Origin of the sequence: Streptomyces sp. NPDC087787 (assembly GCF_044743035.1) — a bacterium.
In the GTDB taxonomy this organism is placed as follows: domain Bacteria; phylum Actinomycetota; class Actinomycetes; order Streptomycetales; family Streptomycetaceae; genus Streptomyces.
Map to the genome: position 1 here is coordinate 519,447 of NZ_JBIUVQ010000001.1, position 13,855 is coordinate 533,301.

Consider the following 13,855-nt stretch of genomic DNA (forward strand, 5'->3'; position numbering starts at 1 on the left):
GCACGGAAGGGCTTGAGAGCGTGGCCGGAGCGACGACCGCGGAGCGCGGTGAACGCCAGCAGGAGTCGTCGTCCGGCCCGCCTCTGGTCCGCCGGCTGAGACGGCTGCGCCCTCGTACGATCATCATCCTTTCGCTGGCCCTGGTCTGCCTCTGCGCCGGCTCCCTGTGGGTGCTGTACGGCTCGCGGTGGACGCGTGTGGAGCGCGTATCCGTCTCCGGCGCGACGGTCCTGACGCCCGCTCAGGTGCGGGCCGCCGCCGGAGTGCGGCTCGGAACACAGTTGATTTCCGTCGACACCGATGCGGTCGAGGCCCGGCTGCGCCGTGAATTGCCCCGAATTGACTCGGTCGACGTGGTGCGCTCATGGCCCCACGGAATCGGACTGAAAGTGGTCGAGCGCACTCCGGTCATGGTGGAGGAAAAGGGCGGGAAGTTCGTCGAAGTGGACGCGAAGGGTGTCCGGTTCGCCACGGTTTCACATGTGCCGAAAGGCGTGCCCCTGCTGGAATTGTCGCTTTCCCGCTCCAGCAGGGCGGCCGCGAGCCTGCGCCGCTTCGGCGAGGACCGGCTGGTGCGCGAGGCGGTCGCGGTCGCCGGACGGATTCCCGCCGCGGTCGCCCATGAGACCCGGGTCGTCAAGGTCCGTACCTACGACGACATCTCACTGGAGTTGAGCGGCGGCCGCACCGTCGCCTGGGGCAGCAGCGAGAACGGCCGGCTGAAGGCCCGCACCCTGACCGCGCTGATGAAAGCGGCCCCCGGAGCACGGCACTTCGACGTCAGGGTTCCCACCGCCCCGGCGTCATCCGGGAGTTGACGCACATCTGCGCAGGCCAACACCCTGGTTGGGCGGCGCTATGGCTGATCACATAGGGTGAAAAGAAAAACGGGAGGTTCGGCGTGTTCGTTGAACGGGCGCCACTTGTCGACTTAGTGTCCTGTTCCGAAGACTTCAGGGAACAGACACACTGGTAACCCTAAACTTCAGGGTTAGGGTTCGGGTCGGCGTTCGGACCGTCCCATTCGGCATCAGTCGTCGGATCGCGGCAGGACCGCGAGGCGGCGACACGTAACTCGAGGCGAGAGGCCTTCGACGTGGCAGCACCGCAGAACTACCTCGCAGTCATCAAAGTCATCGGTGTCGGCGGCGGTGGTGTCAATGCCATCAACCGGATGATCGAGGTCGGTCTCAAGGGCGTCGAGTTCATCGCCATCAACACCGACGCGCAGGCGCTGTTGATGAGCGACGCCGACGTCAAGCTCGATGTCGGCCGCGAACTCACGCGCGGACTCGGCGCCGGGGCCAACCCGGCTGTCGGCCGCAAGGCCGCCGAGGACCACCGTGAGGAGATCGAGGAGGTCCTCAAGGGGGCCGACATGGTCTTCGTGACGGCCGGTGAGGGCGGCGGCACCGGTACCGGCGGCGCGCCCGTCGTGGCCAACATCGCACGTTCGCTGGGTGCCCTCACCATCGGCGTGGTCACGCGCCCGTTCACCTTCGAGGGGCGGCGCCGCGCGAACCAGGCCGAGGACGGCATCGCCGAGCTCCGCGAAGAGGTCGACACCCTCATCGTCATCCCCAACGACCGGCTGCTGTCCATCTCGGACCGCCAGGTCAGCGTGCTCGACGCGTTCAAGTCCGCGGACCAGGTGCTGCTGTCCGGTGTGCAGGGCATCACCGACCTGATCACCACCCCCGGCCTGATCAACCTGGACTTCGCCGACGTCAAGTCCGTCATGTCCGAGGCCGGCTCGGCGCTCATGGGCATCGGCTCGGCCCGCGGCGACGACCGCGCGGTGGCCGCGGCCGAGATGGCGATCTCCTCTCCCCTCCTCGAGGCCTCCATCGACGGCGCCCGGGGCGTGCTCCTGTCCATCTCCGGCGGCAGCGACCTCGGTCTGTTCGAGATCAACGAGGCCGCCCAGCTCGTCAGCGAGGCGGCGCACCCCGAGGCCAACATCATCTTCGGCGCGGTCATCGACGATGCCCTCGGCGACGAGGTCCGGGTCACCGTGATCGCGGCCGGCTTCGACGGCGGCCAGCCTCCGGCCCGCCGGGACAACGTCCTCGGTTCGGCCTCCGCCCCGCCCCCGGCCCGCCGCGAGGAGCCCACCCCGGTGCGGCAGCCCGAGAGCCGCCCGACCTTCGGCTCGCTCGGCAGCGTGACGCCGAAGGAGGAGCCGGAGCCCGTCGCCCCCGAGCCGGTGCAGGACCTTCCGCCGGTGACCCCGCCCGTCACGCCGTCGCCGCGCAGCTACTCCGACAGCGCGGCCGAGGAGCTGGACGTACCGGACTTCCTCAAGTGATAGGTGGGCGCGACACCGTGAGCGGCGCGCACTTCGCCTTCACCGACCGGTGGGGCGGGGTGAGCGCCGTTCCGTACGAGGAGCTCAATCTCGGCGGCGCGGTCGGTGACGACCCCGGCGCGGTACGCACCAACCGCGACCTGGCCGCCACTTCGCTCGGACTCGACCCGGACCGGGTGGTCTGGATGAACCAGGTGCACGGCAACGACATCGCCGAGGTCGACGGGCCGTGGACCACGCGGCTCACCCCGCCGGTCGACGGACTGGTGACCGCGACCCGCGGGCTCGCCCTCGCCGTGCTCACCGCCGACTGCGTTCCGGTGCTGTTGGCCGACCCGGTGGCCGGTGTGGCCGCCGCCGTGCACGCCGGGCGGCCCGGCATGATCAAGGGGGTCGTCCCGGCCGCGGTCGACGCGATGGAGTCGCTCGGCGCCCGGCCGGACCGCATCACCGCCCGCACCGGACCCGCCGTGTGCGGCCGGTGCTACGAGGTGCCGGAGGACCTGCGCGCCGAGGTGGCCGCGATCGAACCGGCGGCGTACGCCGAGACCAGTTGGGGCACGCCGGCCGTCGACGTGAGCGCCGGCGTGCACGCGCAGCTCGAGCGCCTCGGGGTGCACGACCGGGAGCAGTCGCCGGTGTGCACGCGGGAGTCGGGCGATCACTTCTCGTACCGCCGCGACCGCACCACCGGTCGGCTCGCGGGCTATGTCTGGCTGGACTGATGGGGCATGACGGACCGTAGGAACGAACTCGCCGCGAACCTGGCGAAGGTGGAGCGGCGTATCGCCGCCGCGTGCGCGGCCGCGGGCCGGGCACGGGAGGAGGTGACCCTCGTCGTGGTCACCAAGACGTACCCGGCATCGGATGTACGGATCCTGTCGGAACTCGGCGTGCGCCACACCGCCGAGAACCGTGACCAGGAGGCGGCGCCCAAAGCCGCCGAGTGTGCTGATTTGCCTCTGACGTGGCATTTTGTCGGTCAACTTCAGACCAATAAAGTGCGATCCGTGGTCGGTTACGCCGATGTCGTCCAGTCACTCGACCGCTCCCGGCTCGTCACCGCGCTCTCCAGGGAGGCCGTGCGGGCGGAGCGCGAGCTCGGCTGCCTCATCCAGGTGGCCCTCGACGCGGGGGAGAGCGGACGCGGGGAGCGAGGGGGTGTGGGGCCCGGCGGAATCGAAGAGTTGGCCGACCTCGTCGCCCGCTCCGAGGGGCTGCGCCTCGACGGACTGATGACCGTCGCCCCGCTGACCGGGGAGTACGCCGGCCGGCAACAGGCCGCGTTCGAGCGCCTCATGGATTTGTCGACCGACCTGCGCGCTGTCCATCCGGCTGCCACCATGGTCTCGGCAGGGATGAGCGGGGACCTCGAACAGGCCGTGGCCGCCGGGGCGACACATGTGCGCGTCGGCAGCGCGGTACTCGGAGTCCGCCCCAGGCTCGGGTAACGTCGCCAAGAAGTCGGACCACAGCAGAAAATATGGTCAATATCGCCCAACGGGGCGCAACGACCTCGTGGATCGCGGGCACTTGGCGGTCGTCAGCGGATCCACCACAGAGCGGAGGACTCAGAGCATGGCCGGCGCGATGCGCAAGATGGCGGTCTACCTCGGCCTCGTGGAGGACGATGGCTACGACGGCCGGGGATTCGACCCCGATGACGACTTCGAACCCGAGCTGGACCCGGAACCCGAGCGGGACCGCCGACGGCACGATCCGCCGCACCAGCCGCATGGTGCACATCAGCCCCAAAGGGATGAACCGGTGCGAGTGGCGCAGCCTCCGGCGCCCCGCGAACCGGTGTCGCATTCCGCTTCGCTCCCGGCGGAATCCGGGCGCCCGGCGCGCATCGCGCCCGTGGCGTCCATCACACAAGACCGCGCAAGCCTGGAGAAGAACGCACCGGTGATCATGCCCAAGGTCGTGTCGGAACGAGAGCCGTACCGGATCACCACACTTCACCCCCGGACCTACAACGAGGCCCGTACCATCGGGGAACACTTCCGTGAGGGCACCCCGGTGATCATGAATCTGACTGAGATGGATGACACAGACGCGAAGCGACTTGTCGACTTTGCCGCCGGTCTGGTGTTTGGTCTTCACGGCAGTATCGAGCGGGTGACGCAGAAGGTGTTCCTGTTGTCGCCTGCTAACGTCGATGTCACGGCGGAGGACAAGGCCCGCATCGCAGAGGGCGGGTTCTTCAACCAGAGCTGAGACGCAACACCGTAGAACAGGCACGGAACAGGGGAGAGGGAAGCACCGATCATGCGTGTGGCCATGGAGGTTCTCTACATCGCGCTGACGGTGTTCCTCATCGTGCTGATCTTCCGGCTGGTCATGGACTATGTGTTCCAGTTCGCCCGCTCGTGGCAACCCGGCAAGGCGATGGTGGTCGTTCTGGAGGCCACCTACACTGTCACCGATCCACCGCTGAAGCTTCTGCGGCGGTTCATCCCGCCGCTGCGTCTCGGGGGCGTGGCGCTCGACCTGTCCTTCTTCGTACTGATGATCATCGTCTACATCCTGATCTACTTCGTGGGGAACCTCGCGACGTGACTGTGGACGATACGGTCTTGCCGACTGCCGATGACTACGTTGAGGTGAAGAGATGCCGTTGACCCCCGAGGACGTGCGGAACAAGCAGTTCACGACCGTCCGCCTCCGAGAAGGCTATGACGAGGACGAGGTCGATGCCTTCCTCGACGAGGTCGAAGCCGAGCTGACCCGACTGCTCCGCGAGAACGAGGACCTGCGCGCCAAGCTGGCCGCGGCCACGCGCGCTGCTGCCCAGAACCAGCAGAACATGCGCAAGCCTCCGGAGGACCAGCAGCAGCCACCGCATCCTCAGCAGCAGGGCATGCGAGGTCCCGGCGCGCCTGTGCCCGCCGGGATATCGGGCCCGCCGCAGCAGCAGATGGGCGGCCCCATGGGTGGCCCGCCCCAGCTGCCCAGCGGTGCTCCGCAGCTTCCGGCCGGGCCGGGCGGTCAGGGTCCCCAGGGTCCCGGTGGTCCCGGCCAGATGGGTCCCGGTCCGATGGGTCAGGGTCCAGGCCCGATGCAGGGTCAGATGCAGAACCCGATGCAGGGTCAGATGCAGAACCCGATGCAGGGCCAGATGGGTCCCGGCCCGATGGGCCAGGGTCCCGGTCCGATGGGTCAGGGTCCCGGTGGCGACAGCGCCGCGCGCGTCCTGTCGCTGGCCCAGCAGACCGCCGACCAGGCGATCGCCGAGGCGCGCTCCGAGGCCAACAAGATCGTCGGCGAGGCGCGTTCGCGTGCCGAGGGTCTGGAGCGTGACGCCCGTGCCAAGGCCGACGCCCTGGAGCGGGACGCGCAGGAGAAGCACCGCGTCGCGATGGGCTCCCTGGAGTCCGCCCGCGCCACGCTGGAGCGCAAGGTCGAGGACCTGCGCGGCTTCGAGCGCGAGTACCGCACGCGCCTGAAGTCGTACCTGGAGTCGCAGCTGCGCCAGCTGGAGACGCAGGCCGACGACTCCCTCGCCCCGCCGCGCACCCCCGCGGCCCCGTCCCTGCCGCCGTCCCCGGCGCCCTCCATGGCCCCGGCCGGCGCGAGTGCCCCGTCCTACGGCGGGCAGCCGATGGGCGGTGCGCCCGGCCCGTCCGGTCCGTCCTACGGCGGTCAGCAGCAGATGGCCCCGGCGATGACCCAGCCGATGGCCCCCGTGCGTCCGCAGGGTCCGGCCCCGATGGGTCAGGCGCCGTCGCCCATGCGCGGCTTCCTGATCGACGAGGACGACAACTGAGGGAACCCTGAAGGGTTCTGACGACTAGGCATCGGCAGCCTGAGAGAACGGCCCCGGAGGGACATCCCTCCGGGGCCGTTCCCGTGTGCGGCGCCCCTTCAAGCGGTGCGGGGAGCGACGCCCTTGGGCGCCGTCCCCCGGTGGCTCACGCCTTGTGGAGGCGGAAGGCCAGGGACAGGCCCTCGTCGGTGAAGGGCGCGCCGTAGGAGGCGTCCGCCTCGCCCTGGGCGAAGTCCGTTGCCAGGACCTCCTCGGCGATCAGCGACGCGTGCTCGCTCAGGGCGGCGATGGTCGCCGGATCCGTCGCGGTCCAGCGCAGCGCGATCCGGTCGGCCACGTCGAGGCCGCTGTTCTTGCGGGCCTCCTGGATCAGCCGGATCGCGTCCCGGGCCAGCCCGGCACGGCGCAGCTCCTCCGTGATCTCCAGGTCGAGGGCGACCGTGGCACCGGAGTCGGACGCCACCGACCAGCCCTCGCGCGGGGTCTCGGTGATGATCACCTCGTCCGGCGCGAGCGTCACCGTCTCGCCGTCGACCTCCACCGACGCCGTGCCCTCGCGCAGCGCCAGCGACAGCGCCGCCGCGTCCGCGCCCGCGACGGCCTTGGCGACGTCCTGCACCCGCTTGCCGAACCGCTTGCCCAGCGCTCGGAAGTTGGCCTTGGCGGTGGTGTCCACCAGGGACCCGCCGACCTCGCTCAGCGACGCCAGGGAGGAGACGTTCAACTCCTCCGTGATCTGCGCGTGCAGCTCCCGGTCCAGGGACTCGAAGCCCGCCGCCGCGACCAGCGCGCGCGAGAGCGGCTGGCGTGTCTTGACGCCCGACTCCGCGCGCGTGGCACGGCCCAGCTCCACCAGGCGGCGCACCAGCACCATCTGCTTCGACAGCTCCGGGTCGATCGCCCCGAGGTCCGCCTCCGGCCAGGAGGCCAGGTGCACCGACTCCGGGGCGCCCGGGACCACCGGCACGATCAGGTCCTGCCAGACCCGCTCGGTGATGAACGGGGTGATCGGCGCCATCAGCCTGGTCACCGTCTCCAGCACCTCGTGCAGCGTGCGCAGCGCGGCCTTGTCGCCCTGCCAGAACCGGCGGCGCGAGCGGCGGACGTACCAGTTCGACAGGTCGTCGACGAACGCGGACAGCAGCTTGCCGGCGCGCTGTGTGTCGTACGCCTCCAGGGCCTGCGTGACCTGGTCGGTCAGCGCGTGCAGCTCACTGAGCAGCCAGCGGTCGAGCAGCGGGCGGTCGGCCGGGGCCGGGTCGGCCTCGGTGGGCGACCAGGCCGACGTACGGGCGTACAGAGCCTGGAAGGCGACCGTGTTCCAGTAGGTCAGGAGCGTCTTGCGGACGACCTCCTGGATGGTGCCGTGGCCCACCCGGCGGGCCGCCCACGGCGAGCCGCCGGCCGCCATGAACCAGCGCACCGCGTCCGCGCCGTGCTGGTCCATGAGCGGGATCGGCTGGAGGATGTTGCCCAGGTGCTTGGACATCTTCCGGCCGTCCTCGGCGAGGATGTGGCCCAGGCACACGACGTTCTCGTACGAGGACTTGTCGAAGACCAGCGTGCCGATCGCCATCAGCGTGTAGAACCAGCCGCGGGTCTGGTCGATCGCCTCGGAGATGAACTGCGCCGGGTACCGGCTCTCGAACAGCTCCTTGTTCTTGTACGGGTAGCCCCACTGCGCGAACGGCATCGAACCCGAGTCGTACCAGGCGTCGATGACCTCGGGCACGCGTGTGGCCGTCTTCTCGCACCGCGGGCACGGGAAGGCGACGTCGTCGATGAACGGGCGGTGCGGGTCGAGCTCCGACTGGTCGGTGCCGGTCAGGGCGGACAGCTCCGCTCGGGAGCCGACACAGGTGAGGTGGCCGTCCTCGCAGCGCCAGATCGGCAGCGGTGTGCCCCAGTAGCGGTTGCGGGACAGCGCCCAGTCGATGTTGTTGTTCAGCCAGTCGCCGTACCGGCCGTGCTTGACGTTCTCGGGGAACCAGTTGGTCTTCTCGTTCTCCTCGAGCAGCCGGTCCTTGATCGCGGTGGTGCGGATGTACCAGGACGGCTGCGCGTAGTACAGGAGCGCGGTGTGACACCGCCAGCAGTGCGGGTAGCTGTGCTCGTACGGCACGTGCCGGAAGAGCAGGCCGCGCTCGCCGAGGTCCTCGGTGAGCTTCTCGTCCGCCTTCTTGAAGAAGACGCCGCCGACCAGCGGGACGTCGTCCTCGAACGTGCCGTCCGCGCGGACGGGGTTGACCACGGGCAGGCCGTAGGACCGGCAGACCTTGAGGTCGTCCTCACCGAAGGCGGGGGACTGGTGGACCAGACCGGTGCCGTCCTCGGTGGTGACGTACTCGGCGTTGACCACGTAGTGGGCCGGCTCCGTGAACTCTACGAGCTCGAACGGGCGTCGGTAGGTCCAGCGCTCCATCTCGGCGCCGGTGAAGGTCTCGCCCGTGCTCTCCCAGCCCTCGCCGAGCGCCTTGCCGAGCAGCGGTTCGGCGACGACGAGCCTCTCCTCGCCGTTGGTCGCGACCACGTAGGTGACCTCGGGGTGCGCGGCGACCGCGGTGTTGGACACCAGCGTCCACGGGGTCGTCGTCCACACCAGCAGCGAGGCCTGGCCGGCGAGCGGACCGGAGGTGAGCGGGAAGCGGACGTAGACGGACGGGTCGACGACCGTCTCGTAGCCCTGGGCGAGCTCGTGGTCGGACAGTCCCGTGCCGCAGCGCGGGCACCAGGGGGCGACGCGGTGGTCCTGGACCAGCAGGCCCTTGTTGAAGATCTCCTTCAGCGACCACCAGACGGACTCGATGTACTCGGGCTCCATGGTGACGTACGCCTCGTCGAGGTCGACCCAGTAGCCCATGCGGGTCGTCAGCTCGGAGAACGCGTCGGTGTGGCGGAGCACGGACTCGCGGCACTTGTCGTTGAACTCGGCGATGCCGTAAGCCTCGATGTCCTTCTTGCCGCTGAAGCCGAGCTCCTTCTCGACCGCCAGCTCCACCGGGAGGCCGTGGCAGTCCCAGCCGGCCTTGCGGGCCACGTGGTGGCCGCGCATGGTGCGGAAGCGGGGGAAGACGTCCTTGAAGACGCGTGCCTCGATGTGGTGGGCGCCCGGCATGCCGTTGGCGGTGGGCGGGCCCTCGTAGAACACCCACTCGGGGCGGCCCTCGGACTGTTCCAGGCTCTTGGCGAAGATCTTCTGCTCACGCCAGAAGTCGAGCACGGCGTGCTCGAGGGCGGGCAGGTCGACCTGCGCGGGCACCTGGCGGTACTGCGGCTGCGTATTCAACGAGCTTCCTCCGGCGGATGTGCTGCCTTCCGTCGGAGGGACGAGAGCCTTTGAGCTGTCCACGCCGTGTGCGGCGCGCTCCCGCGGTACCACCCTCCTTGGCCCACCGGTGCGCCGTACGCTCCGACGAGCCCCCTCATTGAGGTCGCGATACCGGTTCTACCGGCCCCTGGCTCGGTGCTGGGGGCTTTCTTCCGGCGGCTCCGGGGTGATCTTCGCGTCGCGCTCACCCCCGGGCTCACACCGTCCCCGGGTCGCTCTTGGCTGCGTACGCCGCTACTCGTCCCCATCCACGCTTTTCGCTCCGCCCAGTGTACGGCGCCCCGGCGACCGGGGCCGAACCGATTTCCGGACCGGTGGTGACCCGGTTGCGCGGCGGCGCCGTCCGGATCGTAGGACGTGCGGCTGGTCGGATTACGTGGCGGCGAGCTGGGCACAACGCATGCATGCCGGCCGCGCGATCCGCGCGAGGCGGGCGAATCGGGCGGCGTGCCCCGTTGCCGCGGGACTCGAGTCGATTTATCGTCCCAGCACGATTCGCGAGCAAGATCACAATATGTGAAGGGGCCGCGGCCATGGTGGCGAAGCAGACCGCCGAGCAGTCGGCGTCCGGCAGGTCCCGGGGCACTGGCCCCGATGCCGCCGGCGGCGCGGCCAGGAAGACCACCCGAGCGGCGGCCAGGGCATCAGGCGGGGCCGCGAAGGAGGCGGTGGCCATGAAGGAGCCGGTCACGCCGAAGCACAAGCGGACGGCCGAGGCCGGACCGACGGCCGGACGCGGGCGCAGGGGCCCGACGGACAGGGCGAACACGGCCGGGCGCGGGCAGGGGCCGGCCGGGGAGGAACCGGCTGCCGCGGGGGAGCGGACGGCGGCGCCCCGGGAACCGGCGCAGCCGGCTCCCGCGAAGGGCACGCGGAAGGCCGCCGCGAAGAAGCCGGCGGCGGGCAGGGCGGCGCCTGAGAAGCGCCCCGCCGCCGCGGAGCCGCGTTCCGGGGCCGCCACGGCGAAGAAGCCCCCGGGCAAGCGGACCACGCCGCGGAAGCCCCCCGCCGGGCCGGAGCCCGCGGAGGCCCCGGACGCAGGGGAGAAGCCGGCCGAGGGCCCCTCCGCGGCGGATGCCGTCGGCAGGGGCGCGCGCACGGTCCGGACAGCCGTGAAGAAGGCCGCCGCCGGGCGGCCGGGCACGGGGAAGGCCGCTGCCGATGGTGGCGCGGCAGGCGGGCGTGGCGTGGGCGCCGCACGAGAGGCCGTGAAGAAGCACGCCGCGGGCGAGGAAACGGGCGCCGAGGCGGTGGCCGGACCCGCCGTGTCCGCAAGGCCCGGGGGCAAGCACACCGACGGCGGGAGCGCGGGCACCCACAGCGCCGCCGAGAAGCCGGCCGCCAGGAGGGCGGCCACCGGGAAGGAGGCCGCTCGTAAGGCGGGCGGAAAGGGTGCTCGTGGGTCCGTGGTGGCTTCCGGCGGGGGCGCGGGCGCCGAGGAGGAGCGGGCCACCCGTAAGGCGGGGCGAGAGGGTGCTCGGCGGGCGGTGGGCGCTGCCGGTGAGGAGTCGGTGGCCGACGGGGCTGCCGTCGAGGGCCCGGGGACCCGGAAGGCCGGGCGGACGGGGAGCAGGGGGACCGTGCGCGATCGGGGTGGCGGGGCGGGGGGCGGGGACGGTGCGGGGCATGTGGTGGCTCCTGGTGTCTCCGGTGCTGGTGCGGGCAGGAAGAGGACGGCCAAGAAGGCGGGCGCGGCGCGGGCCGCGAAGCAGACGGGAGCCACGACAGTGGTTGCGAAGAAGACCCCAGGCACGGCCGCGGCGGCCAAGACCGCCGTGCCCAAGGCACGCATCGCCGCGGCGGTGGATCCGGGCGACCTCCCGGTACGTCCGGGCGAGGACCCCTGGACCCTGGAGGAGGCCTCGGAGGCCCGCGCGGAGCTGGAGTCCGAGATGGAGCGGCTGAGCGCCGAGATCACCTCGTCCGAGGAGTCCCTCGCGGGCCTGATGCGGGACTCCGGCGACGGCGCGGGCGACGACGAGGCGGACACCGGCAGCAAGAACATCACCCGCGAGCACGAGATGGCGCTGGCCGCCAACGCGCGCGAGATGCTCACCCAGACCGAGCGGGCCCTGCAACGGCTCGACGCGGGCACCTACGGCCTGTGCGAGACCTGCGGCAACCCCATCGGCAAGGCCCGCATGCAGGCCTTCCCGCGGGCCACCCTGTGCGTGGAGTGCAAGCAGAAGCAGGAACGCCGGTACTGAACCGGGTACGAGGCGTGCCGTAGTCTCGTCCTCAGTCAGGTACCTAGGTCAAGGGACTCACGTGGCAGAGGCGGAGCGCATCATCGGTACGCCGGACACTCCGGGGGCGGCGGGAGCGGGGCGGCAGCGACCCGGAGGGGACACCGCACCGGGCGGCCCGTCCGGCGCCGAAGGGGCACAGGCCCCGGCGGGCGGGCCCGGCACCGGCGGCACGGCGGCGGCCCCGGACGGGACGAGCGGGACGCCGGCCGGCGCCGACGGGCGGGCACCCGCCGACGGGCGGCCCCGCGGCCGGCGCCGGATCGCCGTGCTGTTCACGGTCGCGGCCATCGCCTACGCCCTCGACCTGGCCAGCAAGATGCTCGTGGTCGCCAAGCTGGAGCACCGCCCCCCGATCCGGCTCATCGGCGACTGGCTGCAACTGGAGGCGATCCGCAACGCGGGCGCCGCCTTCGGCTTCGGCGAGGCCTTCACCGTGCTCTTCACCGTCATCGCGGCCGCCGTGATCGTGGTGATCGCCCGCCTCGCGCGCAAGCTCTACAGCCTGCCCTGGGCCATCGCGCTGGGCCTGCTGCTCGGCGGCGCGCTGGGCAACCTCACCGACCGGCTCTTCCGGGCGCCGGGCGTCTTCGAGGGCGCCGTGGTCGACTTCATCTCGCCCAAGCACTTCGCCGTGTTCAACCTCGCCGACTCGGCGATCGTGTGCGGCGGCATCCTGATCGTGCTGCTCTCCTTCCGCGGCCTCGACCCGGACGGGACCGTACACAAGGACTGAGCCCGGGACGGGACCGCCGGACCGGTCCGGCATACTCGACGGGTGAGCACGCTTCCCGAGATCCGTACCCTGCCCGTGCCCGAAGGCCTGGAGGGCGAGCGCGTCGACGCCGCCATCTCCCGGATGTTCGGCTTCTCCCGTACGAAGGCGGCGGAGCTGGCCGCCACGGGCAAGGTGCTGGTCGACGGCACGGTGGCCGGCAAGTCCGAGCGAGTGCGGGGCGGTGCCTGGCTCGAGGTCGAGATGCCGCGGGCACCCGCGCCCGTGCAGGTGGTCGCCGAGCCGGTCGAGGGCATGGAGATCGTGCACGACGACGACGACGTGGTCGTGATCGTCAAGCCGGTCGGCGTCGCCGCGCACCCCAGCCCCGGCTGGTCGGGCCCGACCGTGATCGGCGGCCTCGCGGCGGCCGGCTACCGCATCTCCACCTCCGGCGCCGCCGAGCGCCAGGGCATCGTGCACCGCCTCGACGTCGGCACCTCGGGCCTGATGGTGGTCGCCAAGTCCGAGTACGCGTACACGTCGCTCAAGCGCCAGTTCAAGGAGCGCACGGTCGACAAGCGCTACCACACCCTGGTCCAGGGCCACCCCGACCCGACCAGCGGCACCATCGACGCGCCCATCGGCCGGCACCCGAACCACGACTACAAGTGGGCCGTCACCGCCGACGGCAAGCCGTCCGTCACGCACTACGACCTGATCGAGGCGTTCCGCGCGGCCTCCCTGCTCGACGTCAAGCTGGAGACCGGGCGCACCCACCAGATCCGCGTGCACATGGCCGCCCACCGCCACCCCTGCGTCGGTGACCTGACCTACGGCGCCGACCCCACCCTCGCCAAGCGGCTGAGGCTGACCCGCCAGTGGCTGCACGCGGTCCGGCTCGGCTTCGAGCACCCCGGCGACGGCCAGTGGGTGGAGTTCGCCAGCGACTACCCCGAGGACCTCCAGAAGGCCCTGGACCAGGTGCGCGAGGAGACGTACGCATGAGCGTGCCCTACGAGGTGCGCGTCGCCGGGGACCCCGCCGACCGCGAGGCGTGCTTCGCGGTGCGCAAGGAGGTCTTCGTCGTCGAGCAGGGCGTCCCGCAGGACATCGAGTACGACGAGTACGACGCCGTCGCCGTGCACGTGCTGGCGGTCCGCGAGGACGGTGAGCCGCTCGGCACCGGGCGGCTGCTGCACGGCGCGGAGGCCGCCGCGAAGACCGGCGGCGACCCGGCCCTCGGCTCCCTGGGACGGCTCGCCGTCACCGCGGCGGCACGCGGTCTCGGCGTCGGCGCGGCCCTGGTGCGCGCGATCGAGGACGCCGCACGCGCGCGTGGCCTCACGGCGGTGGACCTGCACGCGCAGAGCCACGCGCTCGGCTTCTACGAGCGGCTGGGTTACGCGGCGTACGGACCGGAGTTCCCCGACGCGGGCATCCCGCACCGCGCGATGCGGCGCGCCTTGTAGCCCGCGGGTCCGAAGCG

Annotated in this window: 12 protein-coding genes; 11 read left to right on the forward strand and 1 reads right to left on the reverse strand. The window is 71.3% G+C overall.

The window, feature by feature from the left end; all coding sequences use genetic code 11:
- Positions 1-20: 20 nt before the first annotated feature.
- The 7 genes from ACIOWN_RS02405 to ACIOWN_RS02435 all read left to right on the forward strand — a co-directional run bounded on the left by ACIOWN_RS02405 (position 21) and on the right by ACIOWN_RS02435 (position 6,077).
- Complete coding sequence (locus ACIOWN_RS02405; protein ID WP_362349300.1) at positions 21-818, forward strand: FtsQ-type POTRA domain-containing protein; 798 nt, start codon at positions 21-23, stop codon at positions 816-818.
- A 278-nt stretch (positions 819-1,096) separates the two neighbouring features.
- Positions 1,097-2,308 carry a cell division protein FtsZ gene (gene ftsZ, locus ACIOWN_RS02410; RefSeq protein WP_326802113.1) on the forward strand — a complete coding sequence of 404 codons (1,212 nt, stop codon included), beginning with the start codon at positions 1,097-1,099 and terminating at the stop codon, positions 2,306-2,308.
- Positions 2,305-3,033, forward strand: coding sequence for a peptidoglycan editing factor PgeF (gene pgeF / locus ACIOWN_RS02415; RefSeq protein WP_362349302.1), 729 nt, complete (start codon positions 2,305-2,307; stop codon positions 3,031-3,033). The genes ftsZ and pgeF overlap by 4 nt, the downstream gene beginning before the upstream one ends.
- 6 nt (positions 3,034-3,039) lie before the next feature.
- Positions 3,040-3,759, forward strand: coding sequence for a YggS family pyridoxal phosphate-dependent enzyme (locus ACIOWN_RS02420; RefSeq protein WP_362349304.1), 720 nt, complete (start codon positions 3,040-3,042; stop codon positions 3,757-3,759).
- A 127-nt stretch (positions 3,760-3,886) separates the two neighbouring features.
- The gene (locus tag ACIOWN_RS02425; protein WP_100569620.1) at positions 3,887-4,528 is read left to right on the forward strand and encodes a cell division protein SepF; all 642 of its coding nucleotides are present in this window, start codon (positions 3,887-3,889) and stop codon (positions 4,526-4,528) included.
- A 51-nt stretch (positions 4,529-4,579) separates the two neighbouring features.
- On the forward strand, positions 4,580-4,870 hold the full coding sequence (locus ACIOWN_RS02430; RefSeq protein ID WP_100569619.1) for a YggT family protein: 291 nt from the start codon (positions 4,580-4,582) through the stop codon (positions 4,868-4,870).
- Positions 4,871-4,922: 52 nt separating this feature from the next.
- The gene (locus ACIOWN_RS02435) at positions 4,923-6,077 is read left to right on the forward strand and encodes a DivIVA domain-containing protein (protein ID WP_401979898.1); all 1,155 of its coding nucleotides are present in this window, start codon (positions 4,923-4,925) and stop codon (positions 6,075-6,077) included.
- Positions 6,078-6,222: 145 nt separating this feature from the next.
- On the opposite strand, the gene ileS is transcribed toward ACIOWN_RS02435, so the two are convergent.
- Positions 6,223-9,363: an isoleucine--tRNA ligase gene (ileS, locus tag ACIOWN_RS02440; protein WP_362349307.1), complete on the reverse strand. Its 3,141-nt coding sequence runs from the start codon at positions 9,361-9,363 to the stop codon at positions 6,223-6,225.
- Positions 9,364-10,670: 1,307 nt separating this feature from the next.
- Between ileS and ACIOWN_RS02445 the strand changes: the two genes are divergently transcribed.
- From ACIOWN_RS02445 to ACIOWN_RS02460, 4 genes are all read left to right on the forward strand, one after another.
- A complete protein-coding gene (locus ACIOWN_RS02445; RefSeq protein ID WP_401980234.1) occupies positions 10,671-11,612 on the forward strand; it encodes a TraR/DksA C4-type zinc finger protein in 942 nt (313 codons plus the stop codon).
- A gap of 61 nt (positions 11,613-11,673) precedes the next feature.
- Positions 11,674-12,387 carry a signal peptidase II gene (lspA, locus tag ACIOWN_RS02450; RefSeq protein WP_362349310.1) on the forward strand — a complete coding sequence of 238 codons (714 nt, stop codon included), beginning with the start codon at positions 11,674-11,676 and terminating at the stop codon, positions 12,385-12,387.
- Positions 12,388-12,429: 42 nt separating this feature from the next.
- The gene (locus ACIOWN_RS02455; protein WP_362349312.1) at positions 12,430-13,374 is read left to right on the forward strand and encodes an RluA family pseudouridine synthase; all 945 of its coding nucleotides are present in this window, start codon (positions 12,430-12,432) and stop codon (positions 13,372-13,374) included.
- Positions 13,371-13,838: a GNAT family N-acetyltransferase gene (locus ACIOWN_RS02460; RefSeq protein ID WP_362349314.1), complete on the forward strand. Its 468-nt coding sequence runs from the start codon at positions 13,371-13,373 to the stop codon at positions 13,836-13,838. The genes ACIOWN_RS02455 and ACIOWN_RS02460 overlap by 4 nt, the downstream gene beginning before the upstream one ends.
- Positions 13,839-13,855 lie beyond the last annotated feature (17 nt).